The organism is Streptomyces actuosus (genome assembly GCF_016921115.1).
GTDB lineage: Bacteria > Actinomycetota > Actinomycetes > Streptomycetales > Streptomycetaceae > Streptomyces > Streptomyces actuosus_A.
Genome location: NZ_JAFFZS010000006.1, coordinates 168,578 through 192,767 on the forward strand (window position 1 = coordinate 168,578; position 24,190 = coordinate 192,767).

Consider the following 24,190-nt stretch of genomic DNA (forward strand, 5'->3'; position numbering starts at 1 on the left):
CAAGTGCAGTCCGGGAACAGGCCGAGGCAGGTCAGGAACTGGACGGGGACGGGATGCGCAGGGCGTGGGCCGTGCTCGTGGCGACGCTCGCTGGCGGTGCGGCGCCGGACCGCGCGCCTCCCCCGCACCTGTGGTCCCACCGGCCAGGGTGGCGGCGGGGTCCGCGGGGCCCCGGCGGATCGCGGTGCCGCGGCGGTGCGCCGACGAGGACTCGCCCCGCGGCCGGTGACCGTGGGGGGACCGCGGGGCGAGGGTCTGGGCCATGAAGCGCACACCGGAGTCGCCGGGGTTCATGGCACGGGTGCGGCGGATGACGGCTCCGGCGCAGGCGTTCGCGGCCCGGCCCCCGGGCTCCGTGACCACGTGCGGGCGCGGGACCCCCGGGTGGCCGGCGCTGCGCTCTGGAGGGTGCGCGTGAGGTGCCGGGCGTCGCTCCCGGACGGGGGGACGTGCCCGACACGCACTAGGACACGGCGGCGGACGTCGCGCCGGGGGCGGTGGCGCCGTTCGCCGCCGACGGCAGGCGCGGAGGTGGACGGGAGCCGGTGCGTGAGAGGCGTGGGGGGAATCTCATGCCCCATGATGACGCGCGTAGACCTTCTCTCGTCAACGTCTGGTCTGCTGATTTTCCCGTCACGTCCGTTGATGTTTCAGGGAGTTAACCTGCGGACTGCGGTTCGTCCGGCATCTCGTACGAGCCGTAGCGCGCCGGACCGTCCACCTCGTAGGTCTGGAGGGAGACTCCCGCCACGGTGACCTCGCCGGCGATGTGCCGGAACGCGGTGGGCACGGTGCCCTCGGGGAAGAGGCGGCGGCCGGCCCCGAGCACGACCGGGAAGGTCAGCAGGTGCACGGTGTCGAGGAGGCCGAGGTCGAGCAGGGAGCGGACGAGTGCCCCGCTGCCGTGCACCTGGAGTTCACCGGGGGTCTGTGACTTGAGTGCGGGGATCTCCCGGGCGAGGTCACCGCGGACGACGCTCGTGCCCTTCCACGCCGGGTCGGTCAGGGTGGCCGAGGGGACGTATTTGGGCAGGGAGTTGAGCCGGGCGGCGATCGGGTCGGCGGGGTCGGTGACCTTCGGCCAGTACGAGGCGAAGATGTCGTACGTCCGGCGCCCGAGCAGGAAGGCGCCGGCGCGGTCGAAGACGCCGGAGACGAAGCGCCCGAAGTCGTCGTCGCCGTACGGAAAGCTCCAGCCGCCCTGGGTGAAGCCGCCGCTGGTGTCCTCCTGCGGACCGCCGGGCGCCTGGTAGACGCCGTCGAGGGTGACGAAGATCGTGGAGACGAGCGTGCCCATGGCGGGTTCCTCCTCCTGGCTCGTCGGGTTCTGCCGTCATCACCTCAGACCCCGCCGACGCCCGCAACTCATCGGTTCGTCCGGTGCGGGTCGAGAAGGGCCCTCCGGACGGCCCTGCCCGCCGTCGCCCCTGGCCCCCACGGCGGAGGCGCGGCAGGGGGCGGGCGCCGTCCCGGCCCGTTGGAAGTGGACGTCCGATCTCCGCCGGTGCGACCACCGCATGGTCGCTGAGACGGCCGCATGACTTCGGACGGGTCTCTCAACGGCAGGACGGCACTCGTGACCGGCGGCAGCCGGGGCATCGGCGCGGCGACGGCGGTACGGCTCGCGCGGGCCGGCGCGGCGTGGCGCTGACCGCGCTCGGCCGGTTCGGGGTGGCCGAGAAGGCGGCCGACACCGTCGTCCATCTGGCGGGGGCGGCGTACGGGACGGGAGCCGAGTTCGCCGTGGACGGCGGGCACGCGGCCTGAGGCGGGCGCCCGGAGCGCGCTGTGCCCCGCCCGGAAGGCGCTGGGAGCGGCGCACCGGGCCCCGGGCACTCGCCTCTCGGCAGAGCGCCGCGGCGGGCCGCGAGGCGGCGTACGACGCCCTGTGGCACCCCGGCGCGAGGCCGCGCCCGGCACCGCACGGCACCCACAGCACCGGGAGCGCGAGGTCGCTCAGGGGCTCCAGCGGTGCCGGGCGTGACGCGGTGCGGTGCGTCGGGCGGCCGGGGTGTCGAGCGGCGTCGGCGTCGGCGTCGAACGGCACAGGGCGTCGAACGGCGCGGAGCGCACGGGTGCCGTCCGCTCCGGGTGCCCCGCCCCGCGGGCGTACCACCGCCATGCCGCGCCCTCGTCTACCCCCGGTGTCCGACGCCGGGGCCTGCCGTCGGTGTCTGCTGCCGGCAGTGCCGCGCCCGCCCCCGTGACGCTGCCCCGGCGGCGGTTCGCCGCCGGGCGGCAGGGTGCCACCGCACCGGAGCGCCCTGCGGGCGAGCGCGCCGCGCGACAGGCGGGGCAACGCCCTGGCGGGGCTCGGACGCAGGCGGGAGCCTCCGCCGGAGCCCACGCGTGCCTCGGGCCTCGGGGCCCGCCGGGCAGGCGGACGGCGGGGCTTTCGCGGCGGCCTCCGGGAGGGTCAGCCGCCCAGTTCCTGGTGGCGTGCCACCAGGCGCGCGGCGCCCTCGTCGGTCAGTGAACCGTGCAGGCGCAGGCGGGAGATGCCGCCGTCGGGGAAGATGTCCACGCGCGCGTGCGTGCCGACGGCCGCCTGCGGCAGCACGAAGCGGTGGTCGGTGTCGGGCTGCAGGCGGGTGCGTGGCAGGATCTCCCGCCACTCGCCGCTCTCGCCGTCCTTCACGGACACCGACGCCCAGCCGGCGCTGTTGCCCTTCAGGTAGGCGGTGTCGATCTCGACGGCGCGGATCACGGACTGCTCGACGAGCCGGTAGCGGATCCAGTCGTGGCCCTGGTCACGACGGCGGCGCGTCTCCCAGCCGTCGTCCATCTTGCGGGAGCGGCCCGGCTGGATCGTGTTGGTGGCCGGCGAGTAGAACAGGTTCGACGCGTCCTCGACGCCGCCGCCGTTCTCCAGCGCCACGACGTCGAAGGTGCCGAGGGCCGCCAGCCACTCCGGGTCCGGAACGACGTCGCCGTACACGCGCAGGCGGGCGATTCCGCCGTCCGGGTGCTGGTTGACGCGCAGATGCGTGAAGCGCTGCTCGACGTCGACCGCGAAGCCGTTGGCCGCGTGGCCGCCGACCGGGGTGCGCGGGACCAGGGCGGTCCACTTGACGTCGTCGGCGCGGAGTTCCTCCGGGGAGGGGGAGCCCGGCACGCAAGCGCCCTCGACGGACACCGCCTGCGGGTAGTTGCCGCGGAAGTGCGCGGTGTCCACGACGATGCCGCGCACGACGCCGGGGGCGCCCAGGCGGATCAGGGCCCAGTCGTGGTCGTCGGCGGCCGGCCAGGGGTGCTCGGCGGAGACGCCGCGGCGCCGACGGGTCTCCCAGCCGTCCATGATCTTGCCCTTGTGCCCGAAGTGCTCCGGGTCGAACTCGGCGCGCTCGGGCAGCAGCAGGTTCTCTCGCTGGGCGAAGAATTCGTCGTTGGCGGCGATGACTCCGGCGCCCAGCCGGCGGTCGGCGAGGTCCGCGTGGTGGGTGAAGGGGAAGTCGGCGGTGCGGTAGTCCGCGTACGGGTCGCCGCCGCCGTAGGGGCTCGCGTCGCCGGTGAAGCTGGGAATCGCCGTCACGGTGATCAGGTCCTGCCTTTCGTTCGGTCGGCCGCCGCGGGAGCGGCAGAAGAGGGAGGAGCGGGCTACGGGTGGCGGGTGAGCAGACGGCCCCGGGGCTCGGTGAACGTGCCGTCCGCCGCGATCCGGTGCCCGCGCAGCCAGGTGGACCGCACCACGCCGTACAGCGTCCTGCCCGCGTAGGCGGTGACGCGGTTGCGGTGCTGGAGGGCGGCCGGGTCCACGGTGAAGCTCTCGTCGGGTGCCAGGACCGCGAAGTCGGCGTCGCGACCGGGTGCGATCGCCCCCTTGTTCGCCAGGCCGGCCAGGGCGGCCGTCCGTTCGGACATCCAGCGCACGACGTCCTGGAGGCCGTGGCCGCGGCGGCGGGCCTCGGTCCAGACGGCGGAGAGGCTGAGCTGGAGACCGGAGATGCCGCCCCAGGCGGTGGCGAAGTCGTCGGTCTTCAGGTCAGCGGTGGACGGCGAGTGGTCGGTGACCACGCAGTCGATCGTCCCGTCGGCGAGCGCCCGCCACAGCAGGTCCTGGTTGGCCGCCTCGCGGATGGGCGGACAACACTTGAACTCGCTGGCGCCGTCGGGGACCTCCTCGGCCGTCAGCGTCAGGTAGTGCGGGCAGGTCTCCACCGTGATCGCCACGCCCTCGGCCTTCGCCGCGCTGATCATGGGCAGCGCGTCGCCGGAGGAGAGGTGGAGCACGTGCACGCGTGCATCGAGGCGCTTGGCCTGGGCGATGAGGTTCGCGACGGCGGTGTCCTCGGCGTCGCGCGGACGCGAGGCGAGGAAGTGCGCGTACTCGGGGCCGCCGTGCTGCGGGGCGGAGGCCAGGTGGTGGGGGTCCTCCGCATGCACGATCAGCAGGCCCCCGAACCCGGCGATCTCGGCCAGGGACCGGGCGAGCTGCTCCTGGTCCAGATGCGGGAACTCGTCCACCCCGGACGGTGACAGGAACGCCTTGAAACCGAAGACGCCGGCCTCGTGCAGCGGGCGCAGGTCCCCGACGTTGTCGGGCAGCGCGCCGCCCCAGAAGCCGACGTCGATGTGGGCCTTGTCGCGGGCCACCTCCTGCTTCACCCGCAGGTTCCCGACGGTGGTGGTCGGCGGCAGGGAGTTGAGCGGCATGTCGAGGAGTGTGGTGATGCCGCCGGCCGCGGCGGCTCGGGTGGCCGTCCAGAACCCCTCCCACTCGGTGCGGCCGGGGTCGTTGACGTGCACGTGGGTGTCGACCAGGCCCGGCAGCACGACGTCGTCGCCGAAGTCCTCGAGGCGGGCACCGGCCGGGACGTCGGCGTCGTAGGGCAGTACGGCCACGATCCTGCCCGCGGCGACCGCGACCGCCGCGGCACGCATCCCTTCAGGAGTGACCACGCGCCGCGAGCGCAGCACCAGTTCAGCCTCGGACACCCGGACCCCTCTCTCGCCGCCGGTTCACCTGCGGGAAACGCAATGTCGTTGCGCGTAACAAATTTCAACGATCTGTTGAATCCCGCTCCGGAGTCTTCACTCCCGCTCCGGAGCCGTCAAGGGCACACTCGTCCACAGTGCACCCGCCGGGCACCCCCCTGGACGTTTCCACAAGGTGGAATTAGAATTCCATCAAGCAGAACGTAGCTACACACAAGCGGGGAGTCAACCGACTGCCGGGTAGGCTGCTGCCTCTCCCGCCAGCCGCGAAAGGAACGCGCCGTGCCGACGTCCAGCGCCAGCACCACCGACTCCGCCAGGTCCGCCGCCTCGGGCGGGGTCCAGTCCCTGGAGCGCGCCTTCGACCTGCTGGAGCGGATGGCGGACGCCGGGGGCGAGGTGGGCCTCAGCGAGCTGTCCGCGAGCAGCGGCCTGCCACTGCCGACCATCCACCGGCTGATGCGCACCCTGGTGGCCTGCGGCTACGTGCGCCAGCAGCCCAACCGCCGCTACGCCCTCGGCCCGCGACTGATCCGCCTGGGCGAGTCGGCCTCCCGGCTCCTGGGGACCTGGGCCCGGCCCTACCTCACCCGCCTGGTCGAGGAGACCGGCGAGACGGCCAACATGGCCCTGCTCGACGGCGACGAGATCGTGTACGTCGCCCAGGTGCCGTCGAAGCACTCGATGCGCATGTTCACCGAAGTCGGGCGGCGCGTCCTGCCGCACTCCACCGGCGTGGGCAAGGCCCTGCTGGCGGACTTCCCGGCCCAGGAGGTGCGCGCGCTGCTCGCCCGGACAGGCATGCCGGCCGCGACCGACAAGACCATCACCACGCCGGAGGGCTTCCTCGCGGCACTGGAGGACGTACGGCGGCAGGGCTACGCCGTCGACGACAACGAGCAGGAGATCGGCGTCCGCTGCCTCGCCGTCTCGGTGCCCGACTCCCCCACCACCGCGGCGATCTCGATCTCCGGGCCCGCCGGCCGTGTCACCGAGGCGGCGACGGAGACGATGGTGCCACTGCTCCAAGAGGTCGCCCGCGAGCTGTCGGAGGCCCTGGCCAGCTCGGGCAACGGGGGCTGACGCCCCGCCCACCGGGGACCGCGGGCACCGAGCGCCGGGGCCCGTGGATCGGCCCTGGGGCCCGGGACCCGGGACCCGGGAGCACCGTCCCGTTCGCCATGCCGGGCTCCGGTCGGGCGATCCGCCCTCAGCGGCTCGGTTCGCCGAAGAGGTCCACCGCGGCGCGGACCTGCGACAGCCCCCGGTTCAGAGCGCTCACCGAGCCGATCGCGCCCGCGACCAGCAGCAGGGAGCGGCGCAGGTGAGGCACCCTGGGCACGCCTCCGGCGGCCATGGCGTCCAGTGCGGCCAGTTCCTCCTCGGCGATGCCCCGGTCCGCGAACTCGGCGGGATGCGCGGCGAGCTCCCGGCGCAGCCGGGCCACGGCGGAGCGCAGCTCCTTCACCCGCGGGTCCTCGCCGCTGCCAGTCACAGGCCTGTGACCCACGCTCCGCAACAGGGCCCTCCCCCCTCGCACGTCGCCGTGCGCGTTCCGATCCGGTGCACGACCCCGCGCCGAGGGCGCGGGATCGGTGCGGGCGCCCAGTCAACGCCACCCCACCCCGCGGACGCCAGCCCGCAGCGTGATCGACCCGCCGCGCCGAGTGATTCACCTCCGATGCCCGGCAGCCCCGCGGCGAAGCCCGCGCACCCCGCGGGACAGGCGACCGGGACGGCGCGCTCTCCGCGCCCCCTCGCGCCGTGGCTGCCGCCCCCCGCCTCGTGCGATATGCAGAGTCCATGACGAGACCGACGAGACCGACGAGACCGGCGAGACCGGCGACACCGGCGACACCCCGGACGGACCGGACGACGGAGGCGGTTGCGGGGCTGGTGCTGGCCGCGGGAGGGGGGCGGCGGCTCGGCGGGCGACCCAAGGCACTGCTGATCCACCGGGGCCGGCCACTCGTCGAGCACGCGGTCGGAGTACTGCGGGCGGCGGGGTGCACGCGCGTGCACGTGGTGCTGGGGGCCGGCGCGGACGAGGTGCGCGAACGGGCCCGGCTCGACGGCTGCGTCCTCGTCGGCAACCCGGACTGGGAGCAGGGCATGGGCTCCTCCCTGCGGACCGGCCTGGACTCGCTCGCCGGAACGGGCGCACGGGCCGCCCTGGTCTCCCTGGTCGACCAACCCGGCATCGGCGCGGAGGCCGTCGCCCGCGTCCTGGCCGCGTACACGGACGAGACCTCGCTCGCCTCCGCCGCCTACGACGGCGTACGCGGACACCCCGTGCTCCTCGGAGCCGCGCACTGGGCGGGCGTCACGGCGACTGCGAGCGGCGACCGCGGGGCACGCGCCTACCTGAAGGCGCACGGGACCGAGATCACCCTCGTCGAGTGCGGGGACGTGGCCGCACCCCATGACATCGACACGGCCGCGGATCTGGACCACCTTGAGTGATCGGGGTGGCACCGGGCGCCGCCTTCCCTCGACTCAGAGAATCTCGACATCAACAAACCATTGAAGTTCCACAATGAGGAAACTACTATCCATTCGCCAGAAGCACCCGACCTGCCTCGTTCCCGGCTCCACGTGAACGAGGGCCCGTCGCCGGTGCGATTCGCCCTCTCTGCACCCTCCGGCACCCGGTGCCGCGCTCGCTGAAGGAAGTGACAGTCCATGTCCGCACCAGCGCCGTCCCCGCTGGCCGTCGTCGACGCCGAGCCCCTGCCCCGGCAGGAGGAGGTCCTCACCGACGCGGCACTCGCCTTCGTGGCCGAGTTGCACCGGCGGTTCACGCCGCGCCGCGACGAGCTCCTCGCCCGCCGCGCGGAGCGCCGCGCCGAGATCGCCCGCACCTCCACCCTCGACTTCCTGCCGGAGACCGCCGCGATCCGCGCGGACGACTCCTGGAAGGTCGCCCCGGCCCCCGCCGCGCTCGACGACCGCCGCGTGGAGATCACCGGCCCCACCGACCGCAAGATGACCATCAACGCCCTCAACTCGGGCGCACGGGTCTGGCTCGCGGATTTCGAGGACGCCTCAGCGCCGACCTGGGAGAACGTCGTCCTCGGCCAGCTCAACCTGATCGACGCCTACACCCGCAGCATCGACTTCACCGACGAGCGGACCGGGAAGTCCTACGCCCTGCGCCCGAACGCCGAACTCGCCACCGTGGTCATGCGTCCCCGGGGCTGGCACCTGAACGAGCGTCACCTCGTCGACGCCGACGGACGGCAGGTCCCCGGTGCCCTCGTCGACTTCGGCCTGTACTTCTTCCACAACGCCCGGCGCCTCCTCGCCCTCGGCAAGGGCCCGTACTTCTACCTGCCCAAGACCGAGTCGCACCTCGAAGCCCGCCTGTGGAACGACGTGTTCGTCTTCGCGCAGGACTACGTCGGCATCCCGCAGGGCACCGTCCGCGCCACCGTCCTGATCGAGACGATCACCGCGGCGTACGAGATGGAGGAGATCCTCTACGAACTCCGCGACCACGCCTCCGGGCTGAACGCGGGCCGCTGGGACTACCTGTTCTCCATCGTCAAGAACTTCCGCGACGGCGGCGCCGAGTTCGTCCTGCCGGACCGCAACGCGGTGACGATGACCGCGCCGTTCATGCGGGCGTACACCGAGCTTCTCGTGCGCACCTGCCACAAGCGCGGCGCCCACGCCGTCGGCGGCATGGCTGCCTTCATCCCCTCCCGCAAGGACGCGGAGGTCAACAAGGTCGCCTTCGAGAAGGTCCGCGCCGACAAGGACCGCGAGGCGGGCGACGGCTTCGACGGCTCCTGGGTCGCCCACCCCGACCTCGTGCCGATCGCCATGGAGTCCTTCGACAGGGTGCTCGGTGACAGGCCGAACCAGAAGGACCGGCTGCGCGAGGACGTCGACGTCAAGGCGGCGGACCTGATCGCCATCGACTCCCTGCAGGCCAAGCCGACGTACAGCGGACTGGTCAACGCCGTCCAGGTCGGCGTCCGCTACATCGAGGCCTGGCTGCGCGGGCTCGGCGCCGTCGCCATCTTCAACCTCATGGAGGACGCCGCCACCGCCGAGATCTCCCGCTCGCAGATCTGGCAGTGGATCAACGCCGGCGTCGTCCTCGACAACGGCGAGCGGGTCACCGCGGACCTGGTCCGCAAGGTGGCCGCCGAGGAGCTGGAGAACGTCCGCGCGGAGATCGGCGCCGAGGCGTTCGCCGCGGGCAACTGGCAGCAGGCCCACGACCTCCTGCTGACGGTCTCCCTCGACGAGGACTACGCGGACTTCCTCACCCTGCCCGCCTACGAGCAGCTGCGGGGCTGAGCGTCACGCGGACCCGTCCGAGTGGCCCAGGGACCGGCCCGGGGCCACTCGGTCGCGTACGGCCCGCTTGACCGCCGTGGGCTCCGGGAAGCCCTGCTCACGGCGGTCCCACACCACTTCGTCGTCCACACGGACGACGAAGACGCCTCCCGTGCCGGGGCGGAGCGCCAGCTCGGCCAGCTCCGTCTCGAACGTCGTGAGCAGTTCCTGGGCGAGCCAGGCGGCCCGCGGCAGCCAGCGGCACTGCGTGCAGTACTCGATCTCGACGCGCCGGGCGCCGCTCTCCGTGTCGTTCACCACGCCACCCACCCTGTCACGCGTCCTGCCGTCCGCCGTGCCGCCCCCGGGCCACCCTCGCGTCGTCCCGTGCCGTCCGCGGTGCCGTCGTGGACCGGCTCATCCCAGGTGCACCGACCAGTCCTGTTCCGCGGCGGGCTTGCCGTGCAGGTCGGGCACCCGTTTGAGCCAGTCCGGCCGGGCGGCCCGCGTCCGTGCCGCGCGGCGCGCCTCCTCGGCCGCCAGCTCCTCGCGGCCCGGGAAGTCGGTGGGGAGCCACGCCGCCGAGTGCCGCACGCGCGCGTACAGGTGATCGACGTACGCCGCACGCGTCTCGTCGGGTCCGGCGGCGTCCGCCAGCCAGGCGTCCGGCACCTCCGCGACGATCCTGCGCAGCAGTTCCACGGTCACCTTCGGCGCCAGCTCGGCGTCGGCCGCCCGCACGTCGGGGCCGTAGCGGCCGAGGGCGTGGTGGCGGAAGTCGTAGACCCGCGACGGGTCGGCACCGTCCCAGCGGTGGTGGAAGACCAGGGCGGCACCGTGGTCGATCAGCCACAGCCGCGGCGGTGCGACCCCCAGCACGGGCCACACCATCAGGTTGGAGCTGTGCACCGTGCGGTCGACGTTCGCCGTCAGCGCGTCCAGCCAGACGATCCGCCCCGCCTCCACCGGGTCGACGGGGAAGACCTCGGCGACCTCCGGTGTGAAGTCCCGTGCACCCGGCAGGAGGTCCATGCCGAGATTGACGCCCGCGCTGGCGGCGTGCAGGTCCCGCACCTCCTGATGGGGCTCGGCCGCGGCGACCGCCGGATCGAAGTGCACCAGGACCAGCTCGGGGAAGCGCAGGCCGAGCGCCCGCGCCAGCTCCCCGACGATCACCTCGGCGACCAGGGCCTTGCGGCCCTGCGCGGAACCGGTGAACTTCACGACGTAGGTGCCGAGGTCGTCGGCCTCGACGACGCCGGGGACGGAGCCGCCGGACCTCAGAGGCGCGATGTAGCGGGTTGCAGTAACCTCTCTCATCATCTTCCAAGGCCCTACTGCTCGTTTACCTTACAATCCATGACCAGCTCCGGCATGGTGCATTTCGGGGAAACCTTCCCGATCAGCCCTCGGGAGAATCTGGGGAGTTTCGACTGGCATGCTCGTCTCCCTGTCTCCCCAGCAGTCCGTCAAGGGCGGTGCGCCCCTTACTTCCGGCCTCCGGCATGAAGGGAGCATAGTAACCAAGCGTGACAGCCGGAGAGGAGTGCCCGAGCCATCGCGCCAACGCCACCACGGACCCCCCTGCCTCCAGCATCGTCGAGGCGTACGTATGCCGCAGCACGTGGAAGCCGTCCTTCGGCACCGCCTCCCACTGCCGCTTCTTCGCCCCCTTGGAGCGCGGAGGAATGATGCCGGCCGGCCAGCGCCGGATTCCAGGTGCAGGTGTTCCACGTGTTCACGGCCACGGCGTTGCCGAACCGCGTGGTGGGCAGAAGGGAGAACCTCCTCCGCTGTCTGTCCGCCTCCGGCTTCCCCCACGGAAGCTCCACCTCCACCGGCGGGAACACGTCGACGTGCCGCTTCAACTCCTCGGCCACCGAGGCGGGCATGTCGACGACGCGCGCCTTCGCCCCCTTCGGCAGGGCGAAGTACAGCCTCCCGTTGACCGCCTGAACTCGGCGACGGACGTGGAGGACGCCTCGGGCATGGTCGATGCCCTCCGGGCTCAGCCCGAAAACCTCGCCCTGACGCAACTGAGGTCTTCGCTTCGGGGTGACGCCCGGTTCGGGCACGCCCCGGCCAGTACCAGCCACCTCGCCCGAAGCCTCGCCATGGCACCCGGCGCGGTAGGAGACCACCTCGCCATCCTGCGAGGCGCGGGACTGCTCGTCCGCGCCCGGTCCGGACGGTCGGTGCTCTACCGGCGCACCCCGCTCGGCGAGGCACTGGTAGGCGGTACGGGCTGAGGGATCAGATCAGCACTGCTTCTGAGGCGCCGCCAGCAGACGATTGCGCGGCCGAGGGCGAGGAAGGCCTGCGGATACGCGGCCGGCGCAGAAGCGCGAAGGCCGCCCTCCTGGGCGGTGTCGACCTCGGTCTCAGCGACCGGGCCGGGGGCGACGAGGACGACGTCCCGCTGGGTGCGGGATCCCCAGGGGTGGTGAACCGCACACCCTGCCACGGGTGCCCCGGCTGCGCGGGAGCGAGCTGGACGGCGAGGCGGCGGGCGGCGTCGGGAGACAGCGGGGTGCTCCGGCCGACCGGGCGCAGCACGCCGTCCCGGTCGAAACGGCCGACCAGGACCGTCTGCGGCCGGCGCAGCGTGCCGGTGACGGCGCCGACGACCGCCTCGGTGGTGTCCCGGCGGCGGAGTTTGACCAGCGCCCGCGCCCCGGGCAGGTACCGCTGCTCCCCGCCTCTGATGATCAGCCCCTCGATGCCGGGGACCTCGGTCCGGGCGGTCGGCCACTCCCGGGCCACGGCCACGTCGGAGGTCTCGGGGCACAGCGTCCACGGGACGGTCAGCTCGTACTCGGCGAGCAGGGCCTCGAGACGGGCGCTGCGCTCCCCGTACGGCGAGCGCAGCAGTTCCTCCCCGTTGACCTGGAGAACGTCGAAGACCACGTAATGGGCCGGCAGCTGCTCGGCGAGCCGGGCGGCACTGCGCCCTGGCGCGGGGCGTATCCGCTACTGTCTCGGTCCTGCTGCGGCGTACAGCACGGTACCGGTCGCCAGCAGAGCCCACGCGGTCGCGGCGGACGCCGTCGTGGCGGGGGAAATGATCATCCAGCCGCCCACCTCTCCCGCGATGCCGGGCGGAACCGGGACGAGGAGGGTGAACGCGAGCCAGCCGATCGGCAGGGTCCATGCGAACTGTGCCCCGCACAGCACCGCCCCGAGCGCGGCCAGGCCGACCAAGCCCGCGCTGTCCCGGACGACGAGCGCGGCCGGGGCGAGCTTGGCTCCCGCCGCCTGGACCGCCAGCAGCGCCGCCCCGGCGACCGCGCCGACCAGCAGCACGTGCGCCGCCCGCCGGGGCATCCACCGGATCGCGGCCGTCCGATCCAGCGCGACGTCCCGCCCACCGAGCCCGACGGAAGCGGCCGCCACGTTCGCGGTCAGGATCAGGACCGCGATTCCCGGCTCCATCCGGCCCGCGCCGTCCTGGTTGAAGGCCCACGCCGCCAGCGCGACGAGCGCGACCGCCGCGGCCGAGGTGGGCACCTGTCGTGAACGGGCGTACAGGATCAGCCACCTCATTGCGACGCCTTCCCCGCCAACACCGAAAGCCCGTCGTACCCCGTGCAGGAGAGGGCGGCGGCGTGCACCTCGGCGATCCGCGAGCGCTGCTCGGCCGGTGACAGCGCCATCAGCCGCTGCCAGGCGACGTCGGCGGTGCGCTGCGCGTACGCGTAGGAGTCCGGCCTCTGCAGCGGTTCGAACTGGCGATCGCCCAGGGCCCAGCTCGCGGCGATGCTCTGTACGGGGATGTCGACCTGCCCCCCGCCCTCCCAAGGGGTGCGCGGTGCGCAGTTCGGTGCCAGGCCCTGGGCGACCAGGAGGCGGGTCATTTCCGCCCCCGTCGCATGGGCGATCAGCGGGTCGTCGAAGTCGACCAGCACCGCGTCGCCGGAGAGTTGGCGTTCGTCGCCGAGCGCGCGCAGCTCGGTGTCCTCCCGCACCGAGTTCGGCGCCGTGTCGCCCAGGGCGTCGTGCAGCACACGCAGCGCGTCCTTGCCGCGCGGCGCGAGTTCGGGCAGGTGTGAGCGGTTTGCCTGCGTCACGCACACCGGCCCGTCGCAGACCAGGGTGGCCGCGGCCTTGTCGATGGCGTAGGTGCCGCGCGGAGTGGCCGGGAGGATCAGCAGGGCCAGGGCCGCGCCGGCCAGGACGGGGGCCACCGCGAGCAGTCGGGCCCGGCGGGTCGCGGCCGACAGCAGTGCGAAACCGGTGGCGAGCAGGCCGAGCAGCCAGAGCGTCTGGCCGAGGTGCACGGAGCCGGACAGGGTCAGCAGCATCTCCCGCGGCTCCGCGGTCACCGGGAACAGCAGGGCGAGCCGGTTCGGCGCGACGCTCGACGGCAGTGCCCCCTCATTGCTCTGCCGCAGGAGGAGGGCCGTCAGCAAGAAGAACACCGTCAGGGCCGGCGGGGTGAACACAGAGGGCACGGCCCGCGCGACGCCCATGCCGAACACGGCCCCCGCGACGAGGGACAGCGCCGCCACCAGCGAGATCGGCAGCCAGCCGAGACCCGTGTAGACGGTGGCGCCGAGGGCCACCTGGACTCCGCCCACGAGGACCAGGAGGCCGAAGCCGGACGCCAGCACGAGTGCCGCCGCGCCGGCCGGCAGCGCCGCACGGCGCCAGGCCGGCAGCGGCGTGGTCGTCAGCAGTTCGGCCATCCGCGAGCGGGAGTCGCGCAGCCCGTACACCGCCCCCAGGCCCGCCACGAGCGGCCACCAGAAGCCCAGCAGGTACCGGGTCCACAGGGCCATGGAGGTCCACTGGGCCGTCCATCCCGCCTCGCCCTGCCACCAGATCCCGTCGATCAGTAGGAGGACCGCCAGGCTGCCTGCCAGGACGACGAGGCCGGGCCACGGGGCGATGGAGCGCTTCAGCTCGATGCGCAGGACACGTCCGTTCACCAGGTGCCTCCCGGCTGCTCGGAGCCCTGGAGCAGCGCCGAGTAGCCGCGCTCCAGGGGGCTGTCGCCCGGGTGGTCGGGGCCGCCCGCCGCGGCCAGGTCGTCCGGCGTGCCCTGGAAGACGAGGCGGCCGTCGGCGAAGAGCACCACGTCGGAGCAGGCGGCCGCGACGTCCTCGACCAGATGGGTGGAGACGACCACACAGGTGTCGCGGCCCAGTTCCTGCAACAGCTCGCGAAAGCGCAACCGCTGCGCCGGGTCCAGGCCGACTGTCGGCTCGTCCAACAGCAGCACCGCGGGATCGTTGACGATGGCCTGGGCGATGCCGGCCCGCCGCACCATGCCGCCGGACAGGGTCTTCATCCGATGGTCGGCGCGGTCCGCCAGGCCCACCCGTTCCACGGCCCGCTGGACGGCCCCGGGGATGGCCGCCTTCGGAACCTCCTTCAACCAGGCCATGTACTCGACGAACTCACGCACCGTGAAGCGCTTGTAGTAGCCGAAATCCTGCGGCAGGCAGCCGATCCGGCGGCGCAGGGCCCGGTGGTCAACCGTCGCGCCCACGCAGGTGCCGAGCATCTCCAGTTCGCCCTCGGTGGGGCGCAGCACGGTGGCCAGCGTCCGGATCAGGGTGGTCTTTCCCGCTCCGTTGGGCCCCAGGAGGCCGTGGGTGCCGATGCCCAGGGAGAGGTCGAGTCCGTCGACGGCCATCTTCTTGCGTCCGACGCGCACTCTCAGGCCGCTGGCCCGGATCTCCCAGGCGTAGGTTTTCGGCGCGGTGTCGGCCGCGCTCGTGGTGGGCGTCATGCGGTGGTCCCTTTCGAGGGTCGACGATGGTTTCACAGCGTTGAGTACGCGTTTCTGCGGGCGATCACGGCGCCGATGCCGAGCGCGAGGAGCAGCCCCCACACGGGCAGTTGGTCGGGCTGGAGGACAATCCGCAGGGCAAGCGGGACGTGGCCGGTGACCCACGCGGGTGCCACGACGACGCCCCACGCGACCGCCAGCCCGATGGCGGCGCGGGTCACACCGACCACGCTGCCCAGCGCCAGGGCGGTGGAGGTGAAGGCCAGGGAGGGCAGCAGCCACTGCGCGGCCGTCATGGTTCCGGTCAGCCAGCCCCCCACCAGGAGCCCGGGCAGGACCACCACGAGAACCGCCGTGGTGCGCCTGAGGAGCAGGGGCAGGCCGGCTCGGGCGGTCGAGGCCGTCAGTTCGTGCGCCGGGTCCAGGCCGCGCGACCACGATGCGGCGACACCGCACAGCGGCAGCACGGGCGCGATCGCCAACACGGGAGAGGTGTCGCCGAAGAACGTGGGCCGTGCGAGTGAGTCCAGCAGCAGCGCCATCAGGGTGACGACGACAGTCATGGCCAGCCACGGGGCCATGGCCGGCGTCAGCCAGGCCGACAGCCACCGCGGGCGGTGTCGCCGCGAGGGTGTCCTGACGGCCGCGTCCAACTGCGGTTCCAGACCGGCCCGGACGGTGTCGAGGAGCGTGGCGATGCCGGGCACCTCGGTGGCCACGGAGGCCGCCAGACGACTCCGGCACATCGCGCACGTCTCCAGATGGGCCTCCAACGCCCACACCGCGTCCGCGGCCATCTCCGTATCACCACGTGCGTAGTCGTCGAGCAGCCGCATCGACGAGTGTTCCCCGCTCATGCCAGCGCCTCCCGCATCGCGATCCGGGCCCGGCGGGCGCGGGTCTTGACCGTGCCTTCGGGCAGTCTGAGCAGGACGGCGGTCTCCCGCACGGAGAACCCGTCCAGCACCATGGCCTGCAGGACCTCTCGAAGTTCCGGCGCCAGTCGCCGCAGGGCGTCACCGACGTCCCCGCCGACGGTCCCGGCCAGTGCCTCGTCCTCCGCCGCGGGCACCACCGCCCGCTCGGCGGCGGCGACCGGCGGCTCGGCATGGTGGGCACGGCGCCGGAACGCGTCGACGAGGCGGCGCGCCGCGATCGTCCACAGCCACCCGACGGCCGTCCCGCCGACCGCGCTCCCGGCGAACGCACCGGCCGCCCGCCACACCGCCAGATAGGTCTCCTGCATGACCTCGGCGACGATCTGCTCGTCCGCGCAGCGGCGGCGCAACCGCACCGCCAGCCACGGCGACGTGCGCCGGTACAACTCGTCGAACGCCCCGCGGTCACCTCTGGCCACCAGCCGGACGAGGCGCTCCTCGTCCAGCTCGTCCAGTGCTCTCCTGCGTGATCTCACACCAGCCAGACGCCCGATGCTGCGCACAGGTTCTGCGCCTGTCGTGACCTGCGTCACAGTGTCACGCAGCGGAGGATTTCAATCCCCGTGAAACCCGGTCGCCGGTTTCGATCCGGCTCGTGGTGAACCCTGGCGCCTCGCGGTGCTTCGCCCTGCGCAGTGCGGCCCTGACCGAGTACGCCGACCGACTCGCAGTCGCGATCGATGCCGAAGGTCCAGCCCGCCAGCTGAAGCACACACTCGCCGACCGAAGCGCACGGTCACACGAGTGCGGCTTGATCAGGTGTCAGTTCCACCCCGGAAGTCTGTCAGAACTGTCTCGCACAACGCCTCGGTTCTGAGGGACTTCTGCGCATCGCGGCCTGCGCGGCACCGCTGAAGACCCTCACTCTTCAGCCGTCGCCGCCAGGGCTCACGTTCGATGGCGCAGGCCAACGACGTGCGCCGGCGTTGTGCAGCCACCCGCGGTCGTCGCGGGTCAGTACTCCAGTGCGACTTCGCGATCTTGTGTTGGTCGCATGTGGCCGAGGGCTTCGTCGGTGGGTTCCGGGATTGAGGTTCGTGAGCGCCCGGGCCAGGCGCCCAGCCGCATCGTGTACCGGATGGGCAGCGTGGAGCCGGCCCGGATGACCACAGCCGGCACACGATGGGATACAGAGGCGAGCATTCGCTAAGGCACCGGCGGGCATACGCGTTCCTTCCGGCCGACCGTGGCCCACACATCGCCGCCGCTCTCCGCGTACCGCTTCGAGATCAGGCGGACCGACTCACACGAGACCCCGACCCGGTCCGCGATCACCGCCCGCGGATCGACCTCGCCGACCGACGTGTCCAACGCGAGCAGCACCCGCGCCTGCCTGATCATCGACGCGCTACGGACTCCCGTCGTGGTCACCCGCACCAACGCCTGACGATCTTCGGCACTCAACGCAACCGGATACTTCTTCTGCGAGGACACGACACCCCTGCCCGGCCGAACGGAACCGACAAGGGGAGCTTGCCCGACCCCCACTCCACCAACCAGAACAACACTTAGCCGCGACGATCTACTAGTAGCCGTCCAGAGGCGACGGGACTCGCTGGGAGCCGGCGCCGATCTGGAAGTCCGTTCCGCTGAGGAGCGTGTTCGTGGCGCGGAGCGATTCCTTCTCACCGCCCAGCCGAGTCAGCAGAGCCTGAACCTGATTGCCCCAGGCCTCGTGTGCGGCCTTGAGGGCGCCCGATGCCATCCAGCCGTCACCGTCCTTGGCGGAGAACGCCTTGACCGCGGCGTCGGTCGCCTCGTCCGCCAGGGCGCCCGCCCTGCGCGTGCCCGGCTCGACGGTGTCCTCGATGGACTTGGCGGCCTTCTTCTTCTCCGCCGGGGTGGAGGCGAGGTAAGGCCCCTGCGCGCCGCCGCCGTTCCCGCCTCCCCCGCCCGGATCCGTCGGGACCTGGTTGAGCTGCGTGCCGACGTCACTCATCGTGTGTCTCCTCCCCTTGCGCCGGTCGGCTGCGTCACGCGCATCGCATCGCCGCGCCGGCCGCCTCGGTGAACTCCTCGGTGAATCCCGCCGTGTCCGGCAGGTGGGTGGCGGCACGCTCGGACGCGTCGAAGTACCGGAGGTCGAGCGCGAAGACCGTGTCCCTGCCCGCGCACTCGGCCCGGGTGACGTCGCGTCCGGTGAAGGCGGCGACGAGAGCGGGGTCGCCGACGACGGCAAGACGGGCGAACGGCCCGTCCCTGTCGCCGTCGAACGAGAGGTCGCAGTACAGACTGCCCTGACCGGGCGACCCGACGACCTGCTCGATCACACGCCGACCGCTGGGGCCCTGCGCCTTGGTGAGCTGGAACCCGCCGATGCCGCACACCTGGTCGAGGTCCGCTGCCCGGGCGGGCGACGGCGCCGACGTAACCGTGGCCGTGTCACCGTAACCGGGCGTGGCGCAGTCGGCGGACCCGTCGATCAGGGCGCGTGAGGCCGCGGCCAGCAGGTCCCGCATGCCGTCGGCGTCGCCCGCGGTGTCCGGGCTGGTGACGTCGGCGTGCAGGACCGGGCTCGCCCCGTCGCCGTCAAAGGACTTCGCGCAGACGGCCGGCAACAGGGCCCAGCCGCCGTAGGCGTCGTACGCGCCGTGTGTACCGCCCGACATGACGTGTCGCGCCGCGGAGATCTGCCAGGCACCCCTGCCGAACGGGAAGCCGGCCTGCTCCGTCACGGTGCGCAGGCTGAGGCGCTCGTCCTGGCCCGGCAGCCACCCGGCCTTCCGGATCGTGCACGAGGTGGCCGAGTCCTCGGAGGCCGACACGCGTCCGAGGCCACCGCCCAGCGCCCGAGCCGCTTCGTCGGGGGTCACCCAACCGTGACAGATCCGGCCCGAGTCGAGGACGTTCGTATTGAAGTACCCGAAAGCCCCGCCCAGGAGCACGGCCACGGCGGCCGCACCCACGATCCAGGCCCCCCGACGGGATCGTCGCCGGGGCGGATCACCGACCGCCGTGTCCTCGACCGACTGCGCGTTGTCCACCGTGTCCTACTCCCAACCGAGATAGACGGCCGCGTCTCCGCGCGACGCTCCGTACGACTGCTTGGCTTCGTCCCGCATCGCCTGCCACGCGTCCCAGTTGGGGTCGTGCTCGGAGTTGGTCTCGTCGTGGGTGTCGACTCCACGTTCCTCGGCCCAGCGGTCGATCATGTCGTACGTGCCGTTGATTCCGGACGCGTAGTGGGCCGAGTCCTTCTCCTGCGCCTGTGAACTCGCCGCTTCCGCCACGTCCTTGGACCACTCGTACGTGGCCGCGTCGATCAGGCGCTGCGTCGTGTCGCCGAACACGGGCAAGCCGGTCACGGGGGCGCCCGCGAAGTGGTAGGCGTACCGTGCCATGTCGTTGACGGCGCCGATCTTCCCGTCGCGCTCGTCGAGGATGACGTCCGAGCCGATGGAGTTCATCGCTCCGGTCACCGCACCGAGGTCGCGTGCGGGATTCTTCCAGGCGTCGTTGCCGGTGCCGCCCGAGTCCGGAGCATGGGTCAACTGGTCCATGGCGTAGTGACGTTGGGTGTCCTGCAGCAGCGCGTAGGTCTGGTCGTCGGCGGACAGTCCGCGCATGACACGCATCAGGCTGTCCTTGCCGACGGTGATGCCGGCCTTGTCGCCGTCGGTCCAGATCTCACCCTTGCCCTCGGGGCTCCCGTACTTGGTGCCGTTCTCGGCAAGGATGTTGTGGTTGTCCGCCGCGTAGTCGGCCATGGCGTGCCCCAGCGGTCTGCGCAGGTTGGCGTGGACGTCCTCGCCGCCGGCGCCGTCGTCGAGGATGTTGATCGTGGCCTGCATGACGCGGGCCTGCGCGGCGGTGTGCGAACTCGGCTTGCCGCCGGGTTCGCCCTCGTGCAGCGGCTCGTGGCCCGTGGTCGCCGCCTCCAGGGCACGGCCGAGCCCGATGCGGCTGGTCGGATCGTCCAGATTGGTGACGCTGATGCCCGTGATCGTGTTCTTCGGCCACTCTCGTGCGCCGTCGCCACTGCCCGCCAGGTACTTCAAGTGGTCGTTGCCGACATGGTCGGATCCCGAGCCGTTGCCCTTCGGGTCGAAGAACGCCGTCGCGGCGTCCGGGTTGCGGCTCATCAGGTCGAGGGCGCCGTCCACGGCGTCCGTCTCCACACCCTTGTGGCCGGGACCCCACATGGTGAAGATGCCCGGGTGGTCCTTCTCGGCCTGGATCGTCTGGTCGCCCAGGTCGTACAGGAACTGGTCGTCGAAGTCCTGGTCGGCGTGCTGCATGAGGCTGACGTAGGACTGATAGCCGTACAGGGGGTTGGTGTTGGGGCCGAAGTTCTTCGTCCCCTCCTTCTTCATCCCTTCCGTCCACTCCCTGTAGAAGGCGCCGTCCCTGCTGTTCACCCACGCCGCGAACGCCGGCGAACCGGGCGGCATGTCCTTCACGCTCCCAGGCACGGCCGTCGCCGTGGCCATGGAGTTGGCGAGGTTCTTCTCCATCTCCGCCAGCTGCAGCCTCTGCGCGCCGTCCGCGTCCTGAAACCGGTCGTTGAGCTCGTTGCCCAGTCTGATCGTCGCCTGCGGGCCGAGATCGTGCAGCAGTTCCTGACTGAATGCCTTGTCGCCGCGATTGTCGCGCAGCGCCCGCTGCAGTTGCTCCATCTCCTCGGCGGAGACCTTCTTGCCGTCGGCCACCCGCCGGGCGATGTCCTCGATCGCGTCCTCCTCGTACGACTCGACGTCGCCCTTGGCACCGGCGTTGAACCCGCCCGGCATCCCGTGCAGCGGGTCGCTGTCCTTCGCCACCGCGTTCAGGGCGATCTTCACGCCCTCGTCCGCGTCGGCTACCGCCCGGAGGGCAGCGTCGATGTGCGCGGTCCACGAACGCTCGGTCTCGGGCAGGTCGGGGTCGTGATGGATGGCGAAAGCTTCCTGCTGACTCACCTTCGAAAAGTCGAAATGGCACACGCCCTGGTCGGAGACCTTCATCCCGGCCTCGATCGCGTCGTCACGGGCTCGCTCCACGCGTGCCTTGAGGTCGACGAACCGGGTGTGCGCGTCCCGCAGCAGCGAGGCGACGGCCTTGGCCTCCGTCTGCGCAGCCTGAATCTCCTTGAGTGTGACATCGAAGCGCGCGTTGGCGGCGTTCGCACTCAAGCCGTTCCAGACCGGTCCACCCAGCGAGATGCCGTGCACGTCGTCCCGGTACGAGGTCTCCACGTTGTCATGGAGGTCCTCGGCCATGCCGTCCCATTTCTGCGCCGCCGTCGTCAGCGTCGACAGATCGGTGGTCATGACTTCGTGATAGCTCGGCATCGCCCGCCCCCTACGACGATCAATACGATCCGCCTGTCATGCTATCCGTTCATTTTCGGCCTCCCCTGCGATCGGATCGCGTGTCGACGGGAGCGTCCGCCTCCCCGGAGAATCCGAGCCGCTTCCAGCCGCCCCATGCCCGCCCCGGCCCTCGACCCACCAAGCGCTTTTCGCCAGAACCGCTCGGGGTCGGGACCCCGCCGTGGCTTTCGCCTGGGCCGCCGACCCCGAAGGATGCCCGCGCCCCCACGCACGAGACCGGGTCCGACCTACCGCCGGTCGGACAAATGAACTCGCGGGCCTGGTCGACTCTGCTCGACTGATCGCCAGTGCTGTCGCCGCCGGCGCAGCCTCGCCGGGGGAGGCATGACGGGCGTCGAGATCGAACTGCATGCCAGCCGACCGGCCATGGACTGGGATCGCTCCCGCGAAACGTTGATGCGCGGGTCGTACGAGCACGGCGAGGCACTGGCCGACCTGCTGCTCGGCATGGACGAGACCCATCAGGTCGGGCTCGGGCGAGTGGATCCCTACGGGGACACGCTGTTCACCGAGCAGCAGGCGCGAGCTGCACTGCGGGAGATACCTTGTTGCAGCAGTGTTCGGAGCCGTCCTCGACGACAGCCGTCGTCGATCTCGAGCGGCTGCTGCAGTCCTGCTCGCAGACTCCAGGCAGCTACCTGTGGTTTGTCGGCGACTGATCATCCGCGGCTTCGCGGAGCCGGGGCACGAGTGACGCCAGATGAAGCTCGGCACGGTATCGGGCCGCCGGTTCGTCGAAGCGTGGCGCGATGCCCGGAACTTGAAGCAGTGCTCGACCACGCCGCCTGAACGGACCGCCCGACAGGAGCTCACCGCCCTCCACCTGCGCGCCTCGATGGATCCGGGTCGAAGACCCCATCCGGACACCCGGTGATCACGACTCGGTACGGGCCTGGGCCGCCCTCCCGGTGAGCACGAACGACCGCAGGTGCGCGGCCAGTCGTTCCGGCTGGTCCTCCGGAATGAGGGTGTAGCTGTCCTCGATCTCCACCAGCTCGCTCCGGGGCAGCAACTCGGCGAGCCTGCGGCCGTGCGCGGGCGGCATGACCTTGTCCTCCGCCGCCCAGACCACGAGCGAGGGGCGGTCGAAGTCCCGCAGCCCCTCGGCCCAAGCGAGCAGTTCCTCCTCGGGCGGTACGCCCAGCACGTACTTGCGAAGGTCGCGACGGATGTCCGGGGAGGTCCACAAGGGCTGGAACCAGGCGTCCATGACCGCGTGCGGGACGGGCCGCTTGCTCATCCACCCCCAAGTGACGGGGAGTCGCCGCATCGGCTTCCACTTCAGCAGCTTGAAGGCGAAGCCGATCCCGCCGGGCACCTTCGCCGCGGCATACAGGTTCGAACCGGGCAGGCCAGGTGGAAAGTTGTCGAACGCCTCGCAGGACGTGATGACGAGTCGGCCGATGCGCTCGTCGCGGCCCAGGGCGACCAGTGCCTGGGCGCCACCCCAGTCGCTCATCACCAGCGTGACGTCCCGCAGATCCAGTTCGTCCAGGAACTCCGCGACGAGCAGGGCCACGCCGGTGATCGACAGGTCGGCGTCCGCCTCCATGGGAATGCGGTGACCGCCGAGCGGCAGCGTCGGAGTCACACAGCGGAACTCACCACGCAGACGAGCCACCACGTTGCGCCACAGCGAACCGTCCATCGCGACGCCGTGCAGCAGGACCAGCACGGGGCCGTCACCACCGGTGTCCTGGTACTCGACAATGCCTGCCCCAAGGTGCGCTTCAGTCATTTCGAATCTCCTTGCTCATGGTCCGGACGAGGAGGACGGGAACGGAGCCGCGGGCAACGGCCGCCATGGGCATGGCCGACTGGCGGCACGCCGCCCCCGTCCCCGTGAGCCGTTCGCCGGCAAGCCGTATCCGACCTCGATGTGGATGCGCTGCACGACTGACAAGAGGCGGGAGCGGGCCGATGCACTCCCGACGAACTCGCCGCTTTCCTCAGGTGTTCCCTCCGTCCTGCCGTCCGCCGCCGGAGGCCTTCCCTCCGCCTGCACTCCTGCTGCCGGAGGGCTCTCTTCCGCCCGCGCTCCTCGCCCCATGGTCCGACGGCTGAGCACGGCATGGCTCGCGGATGCGCAGGTGAGGGTCCGCGGGCCGGATATGTGGGGTCAGCGGTGACCGGAGAAGAGGTCGTCGGCCGCCTCGGCCACCAGGTCGGGCCGCTCCAGGTGGAGGTAGTGGCCGCAGCCGGGTATCACCCGCACGCGCAGGTCGTCGGCGTGCCGGCCGGCGTCGGTGAGGACGCTCGGCGGCAGCATGAAGTCCTGCTCGCCGGCGAGCAGGACGGTCGGTGTGGTCAGCCGCAGCTTCCTGTAACGGCCGAGGACCAGCTTGGCGACGTCCCGCAGCGCGAAGGCACGGTGGAGCGCCTCCCCCGCCCGGGCCCGGTCGGGCTCGCGGGCTGGAGCGCACGAACTCGCCCATCGTCTCCGGAGTCCACACCGCCTGCCGGACGACGCCCTTGCGCATCAGGTGACGCGTGAAGCCGGGCCGGCGGCGCAGCATCCAGCGGCCGAGCAGCGGCTGCTCCAGCAGCGCCGTGTACCAGAAGCGCCAGGACTGCGGCATGAGCCGGCGGTGCAGCGGCCAGGGATGCAGCGTGCACCTGCTGCTCACCGGAACAGGCTCGGTCGTGGTGTTCTTCGGCCTGCTGCATGCGGCGGGCCCGGGCCTGCGCCACGCGGCCCTGGAGATGCCGCGGTGGGTACTGGCCACCGTGATCGGCCTGTGCGGGACCGGTGCGGCGGTGCTGTGGGAGATGTACGAATGGGTGGCGGAGCAGGCCGCCCCCGGATCGATGCGGGTCGGCTACGGCGACACGATCGCCGACCTCGCGGTGGGTGCGGCGGGTTCCCTGGCGGTCGGCGGGTTGTTCGCCGCCCTGTCCCGGGGCGAGATGGCGGAGCGGCGGCGTGCCCCGGCCCGACCCGCGCGGCGGCGGGTCCCCTGACGCCGCGGTCCGGACGGCCCGGC

The 24,190-nt window shown here is 71.9% G+C and carries 24 protein-coding genes and 3 pseudogenes; 9 read left to right on the forward strand and 18 right to left on the reverse strand.

The genetic code is table 11. From position 1 onward, the window contains the following. Positions 1-658: 658 nt before the first annotated feature. Positions 659-1,297 (reverse strand): dihydrofolate reductase family protein, encoded by a 639-nt coding sequence (locus JS756_RS10665; protein ID WP_205382778.1) that lies wholly within the window; start codon positions 1,295-1,297, stop codon positions 659-661. A 347-nt stretch (positions 1,298-1,644) separates the two neighbouring features. On the opposite strand from JS756_RS10665, the pseudogene JS756_RS10675 reads away from it, so the two are divergent. Beyond that, positions 1,645-1,767, forward strand: a pseudogene (locus JS756_RS10675) (oxidoreductase); the annotation flags it as partial. 649 nt (positions 1,768-2,416) lie between these two features. Here JS756_RS10675 and alc read toward each other — a convergent pair. Beyond that, on the reverse strand, positions 2,417-3,532 hold the full coding sequence (alc, locus tag JS756_RS10680) for an allantoicase (RefSeq protein WP_205382779.1): 1,116 nt from the start codon (positions 3,530-3,532) through the stop codon (positions 2,417-2,419). Positions 3,533-3,597: 65 nt separating this feature from the next. Continuing rightward, positions 3,598-4,935 carry an allantoinase AllB gene (gene allB / locus JS756_RS10685; protein WP_205382780.1) on the reverse strand — a complete coding sequence of 446 codons (1,338 nt, stop codon included), beginning with the start codon at positions 4,933-4,935 and terminating at the stop codon, positions 3,598-3,600. 282 nt (positions 4,936-5,217) lie between these two features. Between allB and JS756_RS10690 the strand changes: the two genes are divergently transcribed. Continuing rightward, positions 5,218-6,018, forward strand: coding sequence for an IclR family transcriptional regulator (locus JS756_RS10690; protein WP_205382781.1), 801 nt, complete (start codon positions 5,218-5,220; stop codon positions 6,016-6,018). Between the two features lie 127 nt (positions 6,019-6,145). On the opposite strand, the gene JS756_RS10695 is transcribed toward JS756_RS10690, so the two are convergent. Then, on the reverse strand, positions 6,146-6,457 hold the full coding sequence (locus JS756_RS10695; protein WP_205382888.1) for a DUF5955 family protein: 312 nt from the start codon (positions 6,455-6,457) through the stop codon (positions 6,146-6,148). A 281-nt stretch (positions 6,458-6,738) separates the two neighbouring features. Between JS756_RS10695 and JS756_RS10700 the strand changes: the two genes are divergently transcribed. Next, positions 6,739-7,398: a nucleotidyltransferase family protein gene (locus JS756_RS10700; protein ID WP_205382782.1), complete on the forward strand. Its 660-nt coding sequence runs from the start codon at positions 6,739-6,741 to the stop codon at positions 7,396-7,398. A gap of 219 nt (positions 7,399-7,617) precedes the next feature. Then, entirely contained in the window at positions 7,618-9,243 is a 1,626-nt protein-coding gene (aceB, locus tag JS756_RS10705; RefSeq protein WP_205382783.1) for a malate synthase A, read from the forward strand. Between the two features lie 3 nt (positions 9,244-9,246). On the opposite strand, the gene JS756_RS10710 is transcribed toward aceB, so the two are convergent. From JS756_RS10710 to JS756_RS38035, 3 genes are all read right to left on the reverse strand, one after another. Continuing rightward, on the reverse strand, positions 9,247-9,540 hold the full coding sequence (locus JS756_RS10710) for an Rdx family protein (protein ID WP_205382889.1): 294 nt from the start codon (positions 9,538-9,540) through the stop codon (positions 9,247-9,249). 99 nt (positions 9,541-9,639) lie between these two features. After that, positions 9,640-10,545: a HipA family kinase gene (locus JS756_RS10715; protein ID WP_205382784.1), complete on the reverse strand. Its 906-nt coding sequence runs from the start codon at positions 10,543-10,545 to the stop codon at positions 9,640-9,642. A gap of 79 nt (positions 10,546-10,624) precedes the next feature. Continuing rightward, on the reverse strand, positions 10,625-10,819 hold the full coding sequence (locus JS756_RS38035) for an integrase (RefSeq protein WP_368861093.1): 195 nt from the start codon (positions 10,817-10,819) through the stop codon (positions 10,625-10,627). A 137-nt stretch (positions 10,820-10,956) separates the two neighbouring features. On the opposite strand from JS756_RS38035, the gene JS756_RS10725 reads away from it, so the two are divergent. Then, positions 10,957-11,178, forward strand: coding sequence for a hypothetical protein (locus tag JS756_RS10725; protein ID WP_205382785.1), 222 nt, complete (start codon positions 10,957-10,959; stop codon positions 11,176-11,178). A gap of 119 nt (positions 11,179-11,297) precedes the next feature. Continuing rightward, positions 11,298-11,471 (forward strand): annotated as a pseudogene (locus JS756_RS10730) (ArsR/SmtB family transcription factor); the annotation flags it as partial. 4 nt (positions 11,472-11,475) lie between these two features. On the opposite strand, the gene JS756_RS10735 reads toward JS756_RS10730, so the two are convergent. From JS756_RS10735 to JS756_RS10760, 6 genes are read right to left on the reverse strand one after another with little or no spacing between them, the layout of a single operon-like run. Next, positions 11,476-12,189: an ATP-dependent DNA ligase gene (locus tag JS756_RS10735; protein WP_307790509.1), complete on the reverse strand. Its 714-nt coding sequence runs from the start codon at positions 12,187-12,189 to the stop codon at positions 11,476-11,478. 3 nt (positions 12,190-12,192) lie between these two features. Beyond that, positions 12,193-12,765 carry a hypothetical protein gene (locus tag JS756_RS10740; RefSeq protein WP_205382787.1) on the reverse strand — a complete coding sequence of 191 codons (573 nt, stop codon included), beginning with the start codon at positions 12,763-12,765 and terminating at the stop codon, positions 12,193-12,195. Beyond that, positions 12,762-14,150 carry a hypothetical protein gene (locus JS756_RS10745; protein ID WP_205382788.1) on the reverse strand — a complete coding sequence of 463 codons (1,389 nt, stop codon included), beginning with the start codon at positions 14,148-14,150 and terminating at the stop codon, positions 12,762-12,764. Before JS756_RS10745 ends, JS756_RS10740 begins: the two co-directional genes overlap by 4 nt. After that, on the reverse strand, positions 14,147-14,956 hold the full coding sequence (locus JS756_RS10750) for an ABC transporter ATP-binding protein (RefSeq protein ID WP_205382789.1): 810 nt from the start codon (positions 14,954-14,956) through the stop codon (positions 14,147-14,149). The genes JS756_RS10745 and JS756_RS10750 overlap by 4 nt, the downstream gene beginning before the upstream one ends. A 32-nt stretch (positions 14,957-14,988) precedes the next feature. Further along, positions 14,989-15,813, reverse strand: coding sequence for a zf-HC2 domain-containing protein (locus tag JS756_RS10755; RefSeq protein ID WP_205382790.1), 825 nt, complete (start codon positions 15,811-15,813; stop codon positions 14,989-14,991). After that, on the reverse strand, positions 15,810-16,370 hold the full coding sequence (locus JS756_RS10760) for an RNA polymerase sigma factor (RefSeq protein ID WP_205382791.1): 561 nt from the start codon (positions 16,368-16,370) through the stop codon (positions 15,810-15,812). Before JS756_RS10760 ends, JS756_RS10755 begins: the two co-directional genes overlap by 4 nt. 710 nt (positions 16,371-17,080) lie before the next feature. On the opposite strand from JS756_RS10760, the gene JS756_RS10765 reads away from it, so the two are divergent. After that, positions 17,081-17,281: a hypothetical protein gene (locus JS756_RS10765; protein WP_205382792.1), complete on the forward strand. Its 201-nt coding sequence runs from the start codon at positions 17,081-17,083 to the stop codon at positions 17,279-17,281. Positions 17,282-17,419: 138 nt separating this feature from the next. Here JS756_RS10765 and JS756_RS10770 read toward each other — a convergent pair whose 3' ends face one another. The 3 genes from JS756_RS10770 to JS756_RS10780 are packed head-to-tail and all read right to left on the reverse strand — an operon-like array spanning position 17,420 to position 21,143. Next, a complete protein-coding gene (locus tag JS756_RS10770) occupies positions 17,420-17,833 on the reverse strand; it encodes a hypothetical protein (protein WP_205382793.1) in 414 nt (137 codons plus the stop codon). Positions 17,834-17,867: 34 nt separating this feature from the next. Further along, the gene (locus JS756_RS10775) at positions 17,868-18,878 is read right to left on the reverse strand and encodes a hypothetical protein (protein WP_205382794.1); all 1,011 of its coding nucleotides are present in this window, start codon (positions 18,876-18,878) and stop codon (positions 17,868-17,870) included. A 6-nt stretch (positions 18,879-18,884) separates the two neighbouring features. Further along, positions 18,885-21,143 (reverse strand): hypothetical protein, encoded by a 2,259-nt coding sequence (locus JS756_RS10780; RefSeq protein ID WP_240203555.1) that lies wholly within the window; start codon positions 21,141-21,143, stop codon positions 18,885-18,887. A 387-nt stretch (positions 21,144-21,530) separates the two neighbouring features. Between JS756_RS10780 and JS756_RS10785 the strand changes: the two genes are divergently transcribed. Then, the gene (locus JS756_RS10785; RefSeq protein ID WP_240203556.1) at positions 21,531-21,995 is read left to right on the forward strand and encodes a hypothetical protein; all 465 of its coding nucleotides are present in this window, start codon (positions 21,531-21,533) and stop codon (positions 21,993-21,995) included. A gap of 85 nt (positions 21,996-22,080) precedes the next feature. Here JS756_RS10785 and JS756_RS10790 read toward each other — a convergent pair whose 3' ends face one another. After that, a complete protein-coding gene (locus JS756_RS10790; protein WP_205382796.1) occupies positions 22,081-22,944 on the reverse strand; it encodes an alpha/beta fold hydrolase in 864 nt (287 codons plus the stop codon). A 381-nt stretch (positions 22,945-23,325) separates the two neighbouring features. Further along, positions 23,326-23,631 (reverse strand): annotated as a pseudogene (locus tag JS756_RS10795) (alpha/beta fold hydrolase); the annotation flags it as partial. Positions 23,632-23,696: 65 nt separating this feature from the next. Here JS756_RS10795 and JS756_RS10800 point away from each other — a divergent pair. Then, the gene (locus JS756_RS10800; RefSeq protein ID WP_205382797.1) at positions 23,697-24,167 is read left to right on the forward strand and encodes a DUF2238 domain-containing protein; all 471 of its coding nucleotides are present in this window, start codon (positions 23,697-23,699) and stop codon (positions 24,165-24,167) included. Positions 24,168-24,190: the final 23 nt, after the last annotated feature.